Source organism: Corynebacterium sp. KPL1986 (genome assembly GCF_000477975.1).
Taxonomy (GTDB): domain Bacteria; phylum Actinomycetota; class Actinomycetes; order Mycobacteriales; family Mycobacteriaceae; genus Corynebacterium; species Corynebacterium accolens.
Map to the genome: position 1 here is coordinate 1,111,813 of NZ_KI515719.1, position 15,966 is coordinate 1,127,778.

The window sequence follows — 15,966 nt, forward strand, 5'->3', positions numbered from 1 at the left end:
TTCCGTCGATGTGCCGGCGTCTCTCTATAAATACAGCGTAAATCCAGTGCCGATCTTAAAAGCCTAACAAGAATAAGCCCGAATAAGGGGTTTTGGTGGTTCAGAGGGGAATATAAGAACTTTCTGACGGCGGCTAGGACTCTTCGGCGATGAGGAGATCTGAGACGATGCCATCGGCAAGCAGGCGCCCAGGCTTGGTCACTCGCACGCGCTGGCCGGCGCGCTCGAGCAGGCCGCGGTCGATGAAGCCCTCCAATGCCGGGGCAGCGTGGGCATCGAGCCAGGATTCTGGGATGCCCTCGCGCAGGCGCAGGCCGAGCATCACCTTCTCCATGTGACGATCGGCACCCGTTAGGGTTTCACTATCTTTGATGGGCAGCTCGCCGTTTCCTAGCGTTTGGATATAGCGGTTAGGGTGCTTGACGTTATTAAAGCGCTCGTCGCCTAGGTGGGAGTGCGCACCGGGCCCTGCACCCCACCAGTTGCCGTCCACCCAGTAGATGCGGTTGTGCTCGCATTCGCCGCCGGGCAGCGACCAATTGGAGACCTCGTACCACTCGAAGCCGGCGTCTTCGAGGGTGGAAGAAATCATTTCATAGCGCCGGGCCAGCACGTCTTCATCCGGGGCGGGCAGCAATCCCTTGTTCACCTTGCGGGCCATGCGAGTGCCGTCTTCCACGATAAGCGAGTACGCGCTGACGTGGTCGACGCCGGTCTCGAGCACGCGGTCCAAGGTCTCGCGGACGTTATCGTCGGTTTCGGTGGGCGTACCGTAAATCATGTCGAGGTTGACGTGCTGGAAGCCTGCCTCCCGGGCCTCACGCGCGGCGGCGAAGGCGCGTCCGGGGGTGTGGGCCCGCTCGAGCACCTGGAGCACGCTGTGCGAGGCGGACTGCATGCCGAGGCTGATGCGGTTAAAGCCGGCATCGGCAAGCGCGGCAAAGTACTCCGGCGAGGTGGACTCCGGGTTGGACTCGGTGGTGACCTCGGCACCTGGGCTAAGCCCAAAGGTAGAACGCACCGTATCCAGGATGCGGCTCAGGCCCTGACCGCCCAGGAGCGAGGGCGTGCCGCCACCGATGAAGACCGTATCCGCGGTGCGCCCCACGCGGCCAGCGGCCATCTCCAGCTCTTTGTCCAGGGCGTCGAGGTACGGACCGGTGAGATCGCGCGGGCTGCCCAACTCGCCGGGGGTATAGGTATTGAAATCGCAATAACCGCAGCGGGTGGCGCAAAAGGGAACGTGGATATACAGCCCGAATGGTTCAGTCATGAATCAAACCCTAATAGGAGGGGAACAAAATGGCCGAAATGGGTGTTAAACATGTAGTATATTGCCAACTTCCCGCGTATAGAAAGGTACCTTCAGTGGAGCCTCCCAGTCGATGTCCCCGCCACCTTATAGGCGGTGGGGAGTAAATCATGTTATCGGCTATTGCGATGATCCTGGCAGGCTTTGTCGTCATCGGGCTCATCATCGTCGCGAATGCTTACTTCGTGGCGCAAGAGTTTTCATTCATGTCCGTGGACCGCACCCAATTGCGGTCCATGGCTGCTGAAGGGGATAAATCCGCCCAGCGCGCGCTCGACATCACCAAGCGCACCTCTTTCATGCTCTCCGGTGCGCAGCTCGGCATCACCATTACCGGCCTGCTCATTGGTTATGTGGCAGAGCCCTTGGTGGGTCAGGGCCTGGGCGTGCTGCTCGGCGGCGTGGGCATTCCCACCGGCGTATCCGTGGCTATCGGCACCATCGCGGCGCTTTTCATTTCTACCATCGCCACGATGCTCTTTGCGGAGCTTTTCCCCAAGAACTACACCATCGCCGCGCCCATGAAAACGGCGCTGCGCCTAGCCGCCTCCACGCAGTGGTACCTGCGCATTTTCGGCTGGCTCATCCGCTTTTTCGAATACTCCTCCAATGCGATTTTGAAGCTATTCCGTATCGAGCCGGTAGAAGACGTCGATTCTTCCGCTACTGCTGACGATCTCGAATCCATCGTCGATTCCTCGCACGAAACCGGCGTTTTGGATGAGGATACTTACATGGTTTTGGACCGTTTGCTCGACTTTCCCGAACACGACGTCGAGCACGCCATGATTCCCCGTTCCCGCGTGGATGTGATTGACCCCGGCACCACCTTGGGCGAAGTGCGCGAATTGATGTCCGAAAACCACACGCGCTACCCCGTCATCGATGATGAGCACAATCCCATCGGCGTGGTGCATCTTTTCGATGTCTTGGGCTCTGATCTTCCTCCCGCCACCAGCGCAACCACCATCATGCGCGAGCCCTTGGTGGTTCCGGAACTCATGCCGCTTCCCGATGTCGTCGATGAGCTGCGCGGCGAGGAACAAAAGCTGGCCTGCGTCATCGATGAGTACGGTGGATTCGTTGGCATCGTCACCATGGAAGACTTGGCCGAAGAGATCTTGGGCGATGTCACCGATGAACACGATATCGAGGAAACCGAAGAAATCACCGAGCAGGACGAATCTCACTGGCTGGTCGATGGCGATACGCCGCTGGATGAGATCGAGCGCGCCATTGGCCACGATCTTCCAGAGGGTGACTTTGAAACCATCGCTGGACTACTTATTGCGCACGCCGGCGCCCTACCAGAGGTAGGCGAGGTCCACACCATCGCCTTGGAGGCAGAGCCGGACGACTGGGTGGATCAGGATGAAGCGCCCACCCGCTCCATTCGCATGCGTGTGGACGACGTGGACCGCCACGTGCCTTCCTCCCTCGCCATCGAGCTCATTGAAGATTACGTTCATGCCAACGACGAAGAGGAGGAGGCATAATGACCGATACATGGTGGTTCAACCTCATCGTCACGCTGCTTATCGTTGCCGCATCCGGCTTCTTCGTGGTCATCGAGTTTTCCCTCATGGGCTCGCGCCGCAACCGGCTCGAAGAAAACGCAGAGACCTCGCGCACCGCCCGTGCCGGGCTGCGCTCGCTTAATGAGCTGACCATCATGCTGGCGGGCGCGCAATTAGGCATCACCGCCGCCACCTTCGTCCTCGGTGCCGTGACCAAGCCTTGGGTGCACCACCTTTTGATGACCCCGCTGGAGGCCCTTGGCCTGCCGCTGGGCATTGCCGATGTCGCCAGCTTCATCCTCGCCCTGTTCATCGTCACCTTCCTGCACTTGGTGCTGGGTGAAATGGCGCCCAAATCGTGGGCCATCGCCCACCCAGAATCCGCCCTGCAGGTCATTGCCATTCCCGCCCGCGGTTTCGTGTGGGTTTTCCGTCCACTGCTGAAGTGGATTAACACAATGGCCAATAAATTGGTGGCCATGACGGGCGAGGAACCGGTGGATCGCGCCGGTGCCGCCGGCTACGACGCCGAAACGCTGCGCACCTTGGTCGAGCACTCCCGTGAAACGGGCGCCCTCGACGATAATTCCGCCAATCAGATTTCCGATGTCATCGAGCTGGAGAACTCCACGGTGGGCTCCATGGCGCGCGCCCACGGCTCCGAGGTAGTGCCCCTGCCTTCCGATGCCACGGTGGAACAGCTCCAAGAGCTTGTCCTGCGCAAAAACATTATGCGCGTGCTCGTCTTCCCCAAGGATTCCCGCGTCCCCCGCGTGGTTCACGTACGCGATACCCTCATGGCGGATCCCGATACCCCAGTCCTCGAATTCTCCCGCGCCCCGATCTCCGTCTCTTCTGCCACCACCGTGCAAAAGACGCTCGATCACATGCGCGCCCGCAATGAGCAGCTCGTCGTCGTGGGCAAGGCGGATAAGGACAAGGCCGTGTGGATCCTTACCTGGGATGACATCATGGGCCAGCTGTGGCCGCAGATTACCGAGCAGCTGGACAAGGTCACCCCTCCCCCAGCGGTATAGCGTCCTCATCGAAACCAACCACCCGTTGGTTTCGGCTCCCAATAGTTTTATAAACAAAATTCAAAAGATAAACAAACGTACACAAGTGCGGTGTTTTACACTTGGACTGTGACCCACCGGAAGAATCCGTTTACCGCCACGCTTGGAGCCACGCCTCCCTACCTAGCTGGCCGTAAAGACTCCATTGAGGAGTTCGCTTATGCCTTGGACGATGGCCCCGGATCCCATGAACGCATTTCCCTCGTCGTGGGTCCACGCGGTATCGGCAAGACGGTATTGCTCAATGCTTTCGAAGACACCGCGTCAGATCGCGGTTGGCGCATCCTTAATGACACGGCATCTGCCGGTTTTGCGGAACGGCTCCGTGCTGAAATTATTAATACCCTTCATCTCAACCGCACAGCACTAAAAGGCTTCAACCTGCACCTTTTTCAATTGGGCATCGGAATGCAGTGGGATCCAAAAACATTATCCGCGGAAGCCTATCCCTTAAGGAAGGCTTTGAAAGACCTCCTCCATGCGCAGCGCAAACTTGACCGCATTTCCCACAGCGATCCCACCGGGGTGCTCATTACTTTGGATGAAATGCACCACCAGCGCAGCAATGAAGTAATTGATTTTGGCGCTACTATCCAGCACCTCGTGCGAGAAGGGGAAAATATCGCCGTCGTCATGGCGGGGATTCCCTCCTCGATTAAAACGCTTTTGGCCAGCCAAGATGGCTCTAACCCTGTCACTTTTCTTCGTCGTGCGAACCGTATTGAATTAGACCGCGTGGCGGATACAGACGTCCGGAAAGCACTCGAGGCTCCGGTAGAAGAAACAGAGGTTAATTGGGACTCGGGCGCACTGAATTCAGCCGTGTCCGCTTGCCAGGGATACCCCTTCATGATTCAGCTCGTTGGCCTATGGGCTTTCCGCTTCCGAACAAATAATACGATTTCGCCCGAGGCTGCGAAGGAAGGAATTTCCAAAGCGCGCCGAAAGCTGGGGCAGCTAGTCCGTGAGCCGGCCCTAGCGGAGCTCTCTCCCATCGATCGGACGTTCCTGCTCCACATGGCTCAAGACGATGGCCCCTCATCCATGAGTGACATCACGGGCCGCCTAGGGAAAAGCTCGCAATATGCATCCAATTATCGGCGCCGCTTGCTTGACTCGGAGCTAATCGAAACACCCTCCAGTGGCCAAGTAGATTTTGCCCTGCCCTATCTTCGAGATTACTTGCGCGAGCATGCCGCTAGTTTGGTAATCGATCCGCACTAATCAAGCTCAGTCACGCAACCCAAACATGCCACCAGTGTGGATAACTTAAGTTCGTGGCACCACTAGAGCATCACAGTTCACACTTAGTGAAGATTCAATAAGAATTCCACAGCCTGCGCGCATTCTCCTGGCGGGCAGCCTGCCCTTCGTATGTGCTCGGTGGCATGAACCAGGCACTAACCAATATTCCTTCCATCCGGCAGAACCATCCCACCTTTTGGCACGACCTCGATAACGGCACCTACCTAAAACTCGCACCCCGCATCGCGGTGCACCGTGATCATTACCGCAGCCTACCCCTGCCTGCCCAGCTGCGTCTGCGTGCCATTGCCGCCGCCCGCAGTGCTTATACCGCAGTACTCATTTCCAAATCAGCCGCTCGCGTCCATGGGCTATGGGTGCTTGCCTCCACCGAAGAGAAAGTGGAAATGGCCCTTCCTTGCAATTCCTTGCCGCACAAAGACCGCCGCCATCCGGATCGCATTTACCGCAAGGCCACTATTCCCGCCCCAGACACTGTCGACGGTGCCCGGACGGTAAGCAAGGCGCGCGCGGTTATCGATGTCGCTCGCTACCATGGTTTCCGCAACGGCCTTGTCGCCGCTGATTCTGCGCTACGAGCAGGTATAACAAAAGAGGACATGACACAGGAACACGCCCGCATGGGCAGGGTTCGCAATAGCTCCACCGTGCGCGAGGTTATCCACCACTGCTCGGAGCTATCCCGGTCGCCCTATGAATCCTTTGCCCGAGCGCTCCTTATCCAAGCGGAGTTTCCATGGCCGCTGTTCTTTCAAGCACGCTATACCGCCGTTGCCGGAATAGTGGTCGCCTTGTGTATTAATAACACCTACATCATTGAGGTCGAGGCCTGTTCCTGCGAACAAAGCTCCCATATCACCGACACAGAGTTCTCCACACCCGCTACCGCCGCCCACCACCTACGGGAAAACCGGTTACGCGCAGCCGGCTATACGGTGCTTCGCTACTGCCCACACCGGCTTGTAGAACACCCCCAGCGCTTTGTCTCTGCGGTCACCTCGGTCATTTCAGCACGGCAAAACTCCCTCCGGTCGCAACGCAATCGCAATAACGCTGCGACTTAATTGGTCTGAAAACCGCGAAAGTCCCGCGCTTTGGTAGAAAACGCGGGAACTTTGCAACGCGCCCTTAAGGTCTAGTAGCGCCGATCGTTGAGGCTACTTGTTCCAAGGAAGACTGTTCTTGGACAGGTAACCATGCTTGTAAAGGTAATCGCCCACAGAAAGCAGGCCCAGTACCGTGCCGCCACCTACCAGAGCAGAGACCAAGGAAAACCCGTTCGCGGAAGGGGCCTTAGAAGCCTTGTGGGCTTGGCTTTCTTCCTTCTTTCCATCATCTGCGTCTGCGTCGTCAGCGTCAGAATCGTCCTCATCCGCCTCGATACTGGCCTCGTCATCTTCAGCCTGTGCAGTTGACTCTGCTTCGTCGGTAGCCTCTTGCGCATCCTCGTCCTCATTCTTCGGCTCGGAGGCTTCGGCGGTCCCCTGGGAAGCAGGCTCTTCTTCGGAAAGCTCTTCAGGCGTACTCTCGCTGGTTGATGAGCTAGATTCGCTTTCCTCATCAGCCGATGCTGCGGCGGTGGCGGTGGATGCAGCAGAAGCTGCGGCGGACTCCGCGGTGTCGTCGCTGGTGGACTGAACAGAAACTTCCTTACCGTTCAACATATCCGAGCACATTTGACCGGCCGGAGCGTTCACCGCAGCCAGGTCGGAAGCCCGCTCAGAAATGGTACCCAAAGAATCCGCGATGGCTTTTTGTTGTTGCGCACTGAGCTTCAGGTGGTTTGCCGCACCCGCTCCAGGGACCAAGCCCGCAACGGTCACGGCTACGTTGAAGAGCTGAAGAACGGTCTTCGCGCCGCTGCCAAATACCCCGTCCGCGAACTTAATGAGGCCAGATACGGTGCGCTTTGCCGCCTCAGGGTCCTTTAGATCGACATCCGCATCAGCGTTGTCAATCCGCCCAATGGCCATGCCTTGTGCGCGAGAAAGATCCCAGGTCACGGTCTTGTCCTGCTCGCCTTTACGCACAAGCTTTTCGATTCCCTCCCAGGTCAAACCGGAAATCTTCTCCATAAACTCCGCCGGGACAACGTCCCCAACGACGGGAAGAAGCTCCCACACCGTTTCTAGGATCTGCTCGCCGCCATCATAGAAAGACTTGGCCAGGGCAAGCTTGAGGTCGAGCAGGTTTCCTTCCTTGCCAGGAGCATCGGTTACCTCGCAAACAAGCTTGCCCTTCTTTTCGTCCTGGAGCACCTTGATGTTGACGTCCTCATTGGACGCTGCGGACTGCTTGAGCTCAGCAAGGGAGGAAGGCTTGGTGGATTCTGCATCTTCAACATCGGCCGCAGACTCATCGGTTTCTGCTTCGAGCTCGTCCAATGCTTCATCGCCAGCGTTACTTTCCTCAAGCAAGTGGCCGTCTTCATCAAACTCAATACCGTTGACGTCAACGGTATTGTCGGTGGTCTTTTCCTCGACGAAGGTGGTGTTATCTTCCGCGGCAAAGGAAGACGGAACGGCGGTGACAGCAGAGAACGTGGCGATAGCCACTGCGCTGGCAATTAGGCGAGAAGAACGGCGTGCTCCCATCGGAAATCTCCTTGTGTTGTGCAATATACGGATTTTCATGTCTACTCCGTCGCTGAGAACGGCATCGCCGCCAACAAAGATGTAGACGGCGGAAACATTACACAGTAATGACAATCTTTTCCAGTTAGTTTTTCAGTTTTCCTCAAGGTGCTAATCATGGTTCTTTATTGGTTTTCCACGCCCACATGGAATAACGGAAAATTAATTAGTCCACCGTTAGCCAAAAACTTTTTCAGGGTTACCTAACGCTCGTCCCCTTAAGCGCCCCTAAAAGGAGGTAAAACTACACCGGCCACCGAGAGAGGGAATCTCGGTGGCCGCTAAAATCCCCTTGCTTAAAGCAAGGAAGTCTAAAAATCTATGCGGTTGTGGCCCTGCGGGCTGCCTCACGCTTGGCGCGAACTTTTTCTACGACCGCAGCAATGCGGGCGCGCTCTTCTAGGAACTGCGGCGGGTTATGTCCACGCATTGAGCGCACGTACGCTGGGTGCGTATCGAGCACGGTGTGCTTCCATGCCTGTACGGCAATGAGTGCGGATTCTCCGGTGCATTTGTACAGGTGCGGCAGGGAGACCATGTCGAGGTTGCGAGCGACGGCATCGGTTTGCGCCAGCACGTAGTCCACGACTTCACGCAGGTAATCTGCTACCGCCTGCGTGCGCTGGCGCAGAGCTTCTGCCAATTCATGCACGACGATGGGCTTGGCAATGGGATAACGCTCATCCAACAGGCGCGGGGTGAGCTGCTCTGGCTCCTCCGCATCATTCGCACCAGAAGGAGCGGCAGAAATGGTCCCAGATCGCACACCAGACACGAGTGCTTGGCGAAGCCCAATCAGCTCACCCACGCAGCGCCCCGAGTCCACGCGAGCATCGTCGACGATATCGCCGAGCTCTGCCAAGCAGTCCATGGACAGTTCCTCATCCCAATCCTCAATGGCTTCAATGAGGTGTTCGAGGTATTCCGCGACTTCGTCGCCGATATTGTAAATCTCCTGGGTGAGCTCGCGGTGACGCAGCTCGGCGGCGATCTTCTGCATAGGCTTCGAGCCACTCCTTCCGCAGTTTTCATTTTCTAACCTCTAGTAGAGGTTGAGGTTTTCGGCGACGACTCATGACTCTATGCCAGATCAGCCACCGCGGGAGCGCGACACTCCGAAGCGTTTCACAGGTTTATGGCAGGTTCGCGGTTGCGCCCTAATTGACCTGCAAGAAAGTAAACACCCGAGGATTAGAATCCCCGGGTGTACCCGTTTCGTTTCTTTCTAACGCTTGTAAATGTGCTCGATGGCGCTGGCATAGCGTTGCGCCACCACGTTGCGCTTGACCTTCATCGTTGGCGTGAGCTCATTTTCATCCTCAGTAAGGTCACTTTCTAGGATGTAGAACTTCTTAATGCCTTCCGCGTGGGAAACTGTGGAGTTCACCTTGTTGACGGCGTCTTGCACCTCGGCGCGCAAGGTGGCGTCGGTAGCAATATCGCTCATGGAGCGGTTTTCTGGGATATTGTGGTCCAGCTTCCACCGCTTGAGGATGTCCGGGTCCAACGTGATGAGGGCTCCCACGAACGGCTTGCCATCGCCTACCACCATGGCCTGCGAGATCAGCGGGTGGCCGCGCAAAATATCCTCCATCGGACCAGGCGAGACATTCTTGCCACCTGCGGTAACAATCAGGTCCTTTTTGCGGCCGGTGATGGTGAGCTTGCCATCATCGTCGATTTCTCCTAAGTCACCGGTGTTGTACCAGCCATCCTCAAAGGCTTCCTCTGTGGCTTCGGGGTTATTCCAATATCCCTCGAATACCATGCCGCCCTTGATGCAGACTTCGCCGTCATCGTTGATCCGCAAGGTAACTCCGCCCAGCGGTGGGCCTACGGTACCAATGGACTGGTCTAGGTAGTCCACGGCCGCGGCCGCAGCGGTCTCGGTCAGACCATAGCCTTCAAAAATGGGAATGCCGATGCCGCGGAACCAGTGCAACAAATCGTGGCCCATCGCGGAACCACCGGTAATGCAGTATCGAACATTGCCACCCACGCCCTGGCGAATGGTGGAATACACCAGCTTGTCAAAGAGCTTGTGCTTAATTTTCAGCAGGCGGTCTGGGCCGTCCGGCGTATCGAGGGCCTTGGAGTATTCGATGGCGATTTTTTCGGATTGTTCAAAAAGGAAGCTCTTGATGCCAGAATCCGCCGCCTTCGATGCCGCGGAGTTGCGGACCTTTTCAAATACGCGCGGCACGCCCAAAATCACGTTGGGGCGAGAGCGGGCGAACTCGATGGAGATGGTGGAAAAATCGGACCAGTGGTTCTGCGAGGCACCGCGAATGGCCACGGCAATCGATACGGCGCGGGAAAAGACGTGGGCCAAGGGCAAAAATGTCAGCGTATGGCTGCCCGGCACGGCGAAGACGCCGATGGGATTGGTGGTCAGAGCCCTAGCTTCCGAGAGCCAGTTCCGGTGCGTCAGGATGCAGCCCTTCGGGCGGCCGGTGGTGCCGGAGGTATAAACCAAGGAGGCCAGGTCATCGGTATTGGTGGCGGCGATGCGGGCAGACACCTCGTCGGTGCCAACGCTGCGGCCTTCGAATTTCAAGGTATCGATGGCGGAGGAATTAATCTCTAATACGCGCCGCAGCTGCGATGGTGAGCCCTTCAGATTCGGTTCCCCATCGTCTTGCAGGACCAAGTTTTCTACCAATTCGGAGTGCTCGCGGGTTTCGGTAATCGCCAGCACCGCCCCGGAATCCTCGATAATCCAGCGCACCTGGGAGGCGGACGAGGAAGGATAAACCGGAACCGATGCCGCACCGGCGGCCCAGATGGCATAGTCCAGCAGGGACCATTCGTAACGGGTAGCAGAAATCAGGGCGATGCGATCTCCCTGCTCCACGCCTAGCGCGATTAAGCCTTGGGCTACTTCAAAGACCTCATCGATAAACTCTTTACCGGTGACATTGACCCACTCATAATTAGCTGGGCGGGTAAACATGACGCCGTGCGGGCGCTTCTTCGCGGTATCCATCAGGGCGGTGAGGCAGGTCTCCCCCGGCTCAATGGTAAATTCCGCCGGGGTGTGCACTTGTTGCAGGGTCACGCGATATCCTTTCGCACAGCTAATAATAATCTCTGCCTACTGTACCAACCAGATGGCTTATCAACGCGTTTTACCCACGATCGAAGCTGTAATCACTCAGGGCTTATAACATCAGGGTGACTCATTTATTGGTGCAGACCACCGGCCCACGCTAAGGCCACAGGCTGCCGATGAGCGCAACGATAAGAACTAGCGCAATCATCGACCACAGCGTGAGCGAGACCCGGGATTTGGGCAGGGAGCGCTTGCGGCGAACAGGCTGGGAGGTGCCGGCAACTGGTGTGGTTGCAGCTCGCTCATCCTTTTTTCGCTCTGGATCCCACAGGCCCTCGCGGGGATCGACCGGCTGGATCCTATCCGAGCTGGCGCTGGGCACGTCGCCGCTCGCGGCGTTATCGCCCGCGCCCTCCGAATGTTGTTCAGCCATGGTCTTTTACTGTAGTGCCGCGCTTGTGAAACTGGGAAATTAGGGCGGCGCTGCGGTCCACGGCCCACATCAGGCACCAGGCCAGCCCAATCATAATGGGAACCACGACGATGACCACGATGATCATCTGTACCCACACAGGCGCCTGCACCAAGAACTGCGAAAATGCGCTGCTCACGTCAGTCAACCACTCCATGGGTCTTTATATTACTGCCCACGGTAATCTGGCAGGTATGTCGAGCGCACAGATACCCGTCACCATTGCCAGCCCATCTGGCCGCATCACCGGTTTTAGCCGCGATGGCCTTTGTTATTTTCATTCGCTGCGCTTTTGCGAAATCCCTAGCCGCTTTTCCCCGGCGCGGGCATTGGATACGCCCCTCGACCAGGATGCGCGCACACCGCAGCCGGATGAGGTAGCTCTCAGCATCACCGCCCCCGATAACGCGGCGGATTGCCCCGTGGTGGTCTATATCCACGGTGGAAGTTTTGAAGGCGGCTCTCATGAGGACGAGCGGGTGCCAGGCACGGTAACGGCCCGCAAGGGCATCATCCATGTGCGGGTGGGATACCGCGTGGGCCTAGCCGGATTTGCCCGCTTTGCTGAGGATGAAGCAGACCGCTACCGCGGGATCGATGACTGCGTGCTGGCTTTAGAGTGGCTGCAAGACAATATCGAATCCTTTGGCGGGGATAAAACGAATATCACCTTGGTGGGCCAATCCGCCGGCGCGGCTATTAGCCTGTGGCTTGCCCGGCGCGATCACTACCGCGGCGCTTTTCGGCGCGTCCTCGCGCTATCGCCTGCCTACCCCCGCGATACCTTTGAGCACCGCGTGGCGGGATTGCACAGGTACCTCTCGGTACCCATCGAACGCAACGCTCTGGAGTCGCTTTCGCCCGAGTCTTTAGAAAAGGGCTACAAAAAGTTCCGCAAGAAGCACCGCTATGACTTGGCCCTGGGCCCGGCACCGCTGCGGGCATCCGAATTAGCTGATATTCCCATAGTGGTCAGCTCCACTCGCGATGAGTTTTACGATCATCCGGCCGGCAAGCGCATCGATAACATGGCCCTTGGCAAATTTATTTGCAATTATCTTTCCCAGCGCTTCGGCTTCCCGCACGGCCGCTACACGCAATGGCGCCAGCTGGCGCAGTACGTTGACCCAGACCGTCTCATGGGCCGGATGATCGGCGACTCCCTCGTTCGCCGCTGGACGGCGCAAGTTGCCAGCGGCGCACCGGGGCCGACCTGGATGATGGAATTTACGAGGAATCTCAAGCCAGCGCTGCACTGCGATGAGCTCTATCCGCTATTCGGCACCGACTGTGAGCTGAACGAATGGCTCTGCCACTTCGCTACCACCGGCGAGCCGGGTTTTCCCCGCTATGGCAGCGACCACCGCGTCCTCGAATTTGATTTGGATACCGGGGATCGGCGCATTGCCTATGCCACCCTGGATTACGTGGCGGCGGCGTTTTATGAAGAAGACTAGTTGGCCAGCTATCGCGCCTGAAGCGCCGCGCGCAATTCGGCTTCTGCCAGTTCCTCGCACATCCATGGGCTAAATGCCGCTGGAACCGCATCGGCCGCGGCGATGAGGCGGGCGGGATCGACCCATTCCCAAGAGTCGACCTCGTCCGGGTTCGGCTGCCACTGCGCTTGGGAATCAAGCTCTACGCAATAGACGGGGCAGATTTCATTTTCTACCAGGCCGGAGGAATCCACCGCACGGTAAGAAAAGGTGGGCAGCACCACGTGCAGGTTAGAAAGCGCGTCTGCAGGAATCCCTAGCTCGAATTCAGCGCGGCGAATGACGGCATCGGCAGTTGGCTCTCCCGGGCCAGGATGGCCACAGAAAGAATTGGTCCACACGCCGGGCCAGGTTTTCTTGCTCAGCGCCCGGCGGGTGATGAGTACTTTTCCGTGGCAGGTAACCCACGCGGAAAAGGCAAAGTGCAAGGCGGTGTCGGTGGTATGCACCTCGGATTTGAGGGCAGTGCCAATGGCCTTTCCATCGGCACCCGCCAGGACTACCCGTTCCGTCATAGGTTCAGGTCACCCACCCAGGTGACGTTTCCAATATGCAGGCGGGCATTCCATAGGTTGCCCGGCGCGACATCGTAGCGATATTGCAGGTTGACCGAGGCGCCCGCACCCAGCGGGTGATCAAGCCCCGGTGGTTCCACCCCGGGCGCGGAGTTTTGGTCATAAGGCAGGGATTGCACCTTAGACCAGCCACCATTGCCGTCGGCGCGTTCGAGGACAGGGTCGTCGAAGGCATCAGTGGGCAGGGCCATTTCGTTTTCATTCTTGAGCAAAATGGTCACCACGGACCCGCCGGAATTACTATCCGCATATACTCCTTGCAGCTCCCAGCTAACGCCGAGGCCGGCATCCTTTACCGGGCTCGCCAGGTTGGAAGTAACTTCCTTATCGTCGGTGTCTTCCGCTTGATAAGGCGCTTCTTCCGAGCTGGAGACGGTGATATTGTCCCCCAACCCGGTCTCTTCCGGCTGGAGAATGCTGCATCCGGCCAGGGTCACGGCGAGAAGGCTGACCACGCCTGCGCCTAAAGTGTGAGAAATTTTCACCGTGGATGGATCCTTTGCACGCGAAGATAACTTTATTTCTGCACAGATACCTTAGCCGAAAGCCCGCCCAAGGTATGCATCTGGGCTGCGCGCCGTGGCGTGTGGCATACTTGTCCGTTGCTTCACTCTTCCCTAGCTGCTTTCTTTCGCGTATTTGAATCGAGTATTTTCCTATGTCTTCCCTAGTGCGCATCGTCCGCAGCGCTTCTGCCCTGTGGCCCTTTTATCTCGGCGTCCTGCTTACCGCGACTATCACCGCCCTCGTCTCGCTGGTGGCACCGTTTTTAACGAGGGAGGCCACCGATGTCATCGTCGAGACCGTACAGTCTGGCGGCGATACCGCAGGCGCCCTGCGCACAGTGCTGCTTTTAGCCTTAGCCTTGTTTATTGCCGATGCCACGAAGGCCCTGTTCAATAATATCGGCGGCTATATCGGCGATGTCATGGTCTCCCGGCTACGTCAAATTTTATCCAATCGGTACTTTGCCAAGCTCTTGGCGCTGCCGCAGGGCTATTACGATGACCAGATCACCGGCACCATCATTGCCCGGCTCGACCGTTCTATCGCCAATATCACGCAGTTTATTCAGTCCTTTGCCAATAACTTCTTCACGATGATCATCCAGACCATCGCCGTATTGGCCATTACCGCGTGGTTTTATTGGCCGCTGACTATCCTGCTTGCGCTGCTATTTCCCGTGTATATGTGGCTTACCGCCCTGACATCTAAGCGGTGGCAGGAATTCGAGGCTATTAAAAACGAACACATTGACCTCGCCAACGGCCGCTTTGCAGAGGTCATCGGCCAGGTCAAGGTCACCAAATCTTTCGTCAGCGAATCGCGGGAACTCAACCATTTTGCCCAGCACTACGGCGGCGTGGTCGAGACCACTAAGCCACAATCGCGCTGGTGGCACACCATGGATACCTTCCGCGGGTTGGCCATGGCGGTCATCTTTTTGGGCATCTACGCCGTCATCTTCTGGCGCACGCTCGAGGGATATTTTTCCATCGGTGACATGGTGATGCTGCTGCAGATGGTGGCCGGAACCAAGCAGCCGGTATTCATGATGAGTTGGATCGTCGATACCGCCCAGCGCGCCATCGCGGGCTCCCGCGACTATTTCCATGTCATGGAGGAAGAAATCGAGCCCACTGCCCCACGCGAGCTCGTTGCTGCCACCACCGGTTCTGGCACCCCAGAGCTGGATCTCACCCCGATAGCCCCGCTGGAGGCCACCCCCGGCGCGCCGGTCTTTGCCTTTAATGACGTGTCGTTTTCCTACGAAGAAGGAAAACCCGTAGTAGAAGACATCTCTTTCACTGCGCATGAGGGCCACAAGGTTGCCCTAGTCGGCGAATCCGGCGGCGGTAAATCTACCTTGGTCAACCTATTGCTCGGCCTCTATCATCCATCGGATGGCGATCTAGTGGTCTTGGGCCACCGCATCGATGATCTCAGCGCGTCCCGGCTGCGCGCCTCGGTGGGCGTAGTATTCCAGGAGTCTTACCTATTTTCTGGCACCATTCGTGAAAACATCGCCTACGGAAAACCCGGCGCCACGCAGGAGGAGGTCGAGGACGTTGCCAAGCGCGCAAATGCACACGACTTCATCCAAGCCTTCCCGGATGGATATGACACGGTCATCGGCGAGCGCGGCTTGAAGCTATCCGGCGGGCAGAAGCAGCGCGTTTCAGTCGCCCGCGCCATGCTTAAAGACGCCCCTATCTTGGTGCTCGATGAGGCCACCTCCGCCCTTGATACCAAGGCGGAACGCGCCGTCCAAGCCGGACTGGATGAGCTGATGAAGAACCGGACCACGCTGATCATCGCGCACCGCCTGTCCACCATCGCGGATGTGGATACCATCATCACCCTAGAGGCAGGGCGGATTGAGGAAATGGGCTCGCCCGCCGAGCTCGCGCAATCCGGCGGCATTTATGCCGAACTACTCAAACTCACTCAATCCAGCTCCGCCGCGGACCGCCGTCGACTCAAAAAGTACGGCTTTGTCACCGGCACCAATTCCCACAGCGAGCACGAAAAATAAAGTGAATAAATCCACTGGGACTGCTGCGTTT

General features: G+C 57.7%; 14 protein-coding genes. 6 read left to right on the forward strand and 8 right to left on the reverse strand.

What is annotated here, in order from left to right; all coding sequences use genetic code 11:
• Nucleotides 1–133: 133 nt before the first annotated feature.
• Complete coding sequence (gene hemW, locus HMPREF1287_RS05160; protein WP_023017130.1) at nucleotides 134–1,273, reverse strand: radical SAM family heme chaperone HemW; 1,140 nt, start codon at nucleotides 1,271–1,273, stop codon at nucleotides 134–136.
• A gap of 149 nt (nucleotides 1,274–1,422) precedes the next feature.
• On the opposite strand from hemW, the gene HMPREF1287_RS05165 reads away from it, so the two are divergent.
• From HMPREF1287_RS05165 to HMPREF1287_RS05180, 4 genes are all read left to right on the forward strand, one after another.
• Nucleotides 1,423–2,808 (forward strand): hemolysin family protein, encoded by a 1,386-nt coding sequence (locus HMPREF1287_RS05165; RefSeq protein ID WP_023017129.1) that lies wholly within the window; start codon nucleotides 1,423–1,425, stop codon nucleotides 2,806–2,808.
• Complete coding sequence (locus tag HMPREF1287_RS05170; RefSeq protein ID WP_023017128.1) at nucleotides 2,808–3,866, forward strand: CNNM domain-containing protein; 1,059 nt, start codon at nucleotides 2,808–2,810, stop codon at nucleotides 3,864–3,866. The genes HMPREF1287_RS05165 and HMPREF1287_RS05170 overlap by 1 nt, the downstream gene beginning before the upstream one ends.
• Before the next feature lie 108 nt (nucleotides 3,867–3,974).
• The gene (locus HMPREF1287_RS05175) at nucleotides 3,975–5,129 is read left to right on the forward strand and encodes an ATP-binding protein (protein ID WP_034654297.1); all 1,155 of its coding nucleotides are present in this window, start codon (nucleotides 3,975–3,977) and stop codon (nucleotides 5,127–5,129) included.
• 164 nt (nucleotides 5,130–5,293) lie between these two features.
• Nucleotides 5,294–6,235, forward strand: coding sequence for a hypothetical protein (locus HMPREF1287_RS05180; RefSeq protein WP_023017126.1), 942 nt, complete (start codon nucleotides 5,294–5,296; stop codon nucleotides 6,233–6,235).
• Between the two features lie 93 nt (nucleotides 6,236–6,328).
• Here HMPREF1287_RS05180 and HMPREF1287_RS05185 read toward each other — a convergent pair whose 3' ends face one another.
• From HMPREF1287_RS05185 to HMPREF1287_RS05205, 5 genes are all read right to left on the reverse strand, one after another.
• On the reverse strand, nucleotides 6,329–7,765 hold the full coding sequence (locus HMPREF1287_RS05185; RefSeq protein WP_023017125.1) for a hypothetical protein: 1,437 nt from the start codon (nucleotides 7,763–7,765) through the stop codon (nucleotides 6,329–6,331).
• A gap of 358 nt (nucleotides 7,766–8,123) precedes the next feature.
• Entirely contained in the window at nucleotides 8,124–8,804 is a 681-nt protein-coding gene (locus tag HMPREF1287_RS05190) for a hypothetical protein (protein ID WP_005278077.1), read from the reverse strand.
• A 225-nt stretch (nucleotides 8,805–9,029) separates the two neighbouring features.
• Nucleotides 9,030–10,862, reverse strand: coding sequence for a long-chain fatty acid--CoA ligase (locus tag HMPREF1287_RS05195; protein WP_023017124.1), 1,833 nt, complete (start codon nucleotides 10,860–10,862; stop codon nucleotides 9,030–9,032).
• A gap of 151 nt (nucleotides 10,863–11,013) precedes the next feature.
• A complete protein-coding gene (locus HMPREF1287_RS05200) occupies nucleotides 11,014–11,289 on the reverse strand; it encodes a hypothetical protein (RefSeq protein WP_023017123.1) in 276 nt (91 codons plus the stop codon).
• The gene (locus HMPREF1287_RS05205; protein WP_232218816.1) at nucleotides 11,282–11,467 is read right to left on the reverse strand and encodes a hypothetical protein; all 186 of its coding nucleotides are present in this window, start codon (nucleotides 11,465–11,467) and stop codon (nucleotides 11,282–11,284) included. The genes HMPREF1287_RS05200 and HMPREF1287_RS05205 overlap by 8 nt, the downstream gene beginning before the upstream one ends.
• A gap of 55 nt (nucleotides 11,468–11,522) precedes the next feature.
• Here HMPREF1287_RS05205 and HMPREF1287_RS05210 point away from each other — a divergent pair, with 55 nt between their 5' ends.
• Entirely contained in the window at nucleotides 11,523–12,785 is a 1,263-nt protein-coding gene (locus HMPREF1287_RS05210; RefSeq protein WP_034654162.1) for a carboxylesterase family protein, read from the forward strand.
• 8 nt (nucleotides 12,786–12,793) lie between these two features.
• Here the strand turns inward: HMPREF1287_RS05210 and idi are convergent, their stop codons facing one another.
• Nucleotides 12,794–13,339, reverse strand: coding sequence for an isopentenyl-diphosphate Delta-isomerase (gene idi / locus HMPREF1287_RS05215; RefSeq protein WP_023017121.1), 546 nt, complete (start codon nucleotides 13,337–13,339; stop codon nucleotides 12,794–12,796).
• Nucleotides 13,336–13,884 (reverse strand): hypothetical protein, encoded by a 549-nt coding sequence (locus HMPREF1287_RS05220; protein WP_023017120.1) that lies wholly within the window; start codon nucleotides 13,882–13,884, stop codon nucleotides 13,336–13,338. The genes idi and HMPREF1287_RS05220 overlap by 4 nt, the downstream gene beginning before the upstream one ends.
• Nucleotides 13,885–14,057: 173 nt before the next feature.
• Between HMPREF1287_RS05220 and HMPREF1287_RS05225 the strand changes: the two genes are divergently transcribed.
• Nucleotides 14,058–15,935, forward strand: coding sequence for an ABC transporter ATP-binding protein (locus HMPREF1287_RS05225; RefSeq protein ID WP_023017119.1), 1,878 nt, complete (start codon nucleotides 14,058–14,060; stop codon nucleotides 15,933–15,935).
• The last annotated feature ends 31 nt before the right edge of the window (nucleotides 15,936–15,966 follow it).

Coding starts and splice junctions, on each gene's coding strand:
- HMPREF1287_RS05210 (WP_034654162.1), top strand. CDS start 11,523: ATGTCGAGCGCACAGATACCCGTCACCATTGCCAGCCCATCTGGCCGC.
- idi (WP_023017121.1), bottom strand. CDS start 13,339: ATGACGGAACGGGTAGTCCTGGCGGGTGCCGATGGAAAGGCCATTGGC.
- HMPREF1287_RS05185 (WP_023017125.1), bottom strand. CDS start 7,765: ATGGGAGCACGCCGTTCTTCTCGCCTAATTGCCAGCGCAGTGGCTATC.
- HMPREF1287_RS05190 (WP_005278077.1), bottom strand. CDS start 8,804: ATGCAGAAGATCGCCGCCGAGCTGCGTCACCGCGAGCTCACCCAGGAG.
- hemW (WP_023017130.1), bottom strand. CDS start 1,273: ATGACTGAACCATTCGGGCTGTATATCCACGTTCCCTTTTGCGCCACC.
- HMPREF1287_RS05170 (WP_023017128.1), top strand. CDS start 2,808: ATGACCGATACATGGTGGTTCAACCTCATCGTCACGCTGCTTATCGTT.
- HMPREF1287_RS05180 (WP_023017126.1), top strand. CDS start 5,294: ATGAACCAGGCACTAACCAATATTCCTTCCATCCGGCAGAACCATCCC.
- HMPREF1287_RS05200 (WP_023017123.1), bottom strand. CDS start 11,289: ATGGCTGAACAACATTCGGAGGGCGCGGGCGATAACGCCGCGAGCGGC.
- HMPREF1287_RS05225 (WP_023017119.1), top strand. CDS start 14,058: ATGTCTTCCCTAGTGCGCATCGTCCGCAGCGCTTCTGCCCTGTGGCCC.
- HMPREF1287_RS05165 (WP_023017129.1), top strand. CDS start 1,423: ATGTTATCGGCTATTGCGATGATCCTGGCAGGCTTTGTCGTCATCGGG.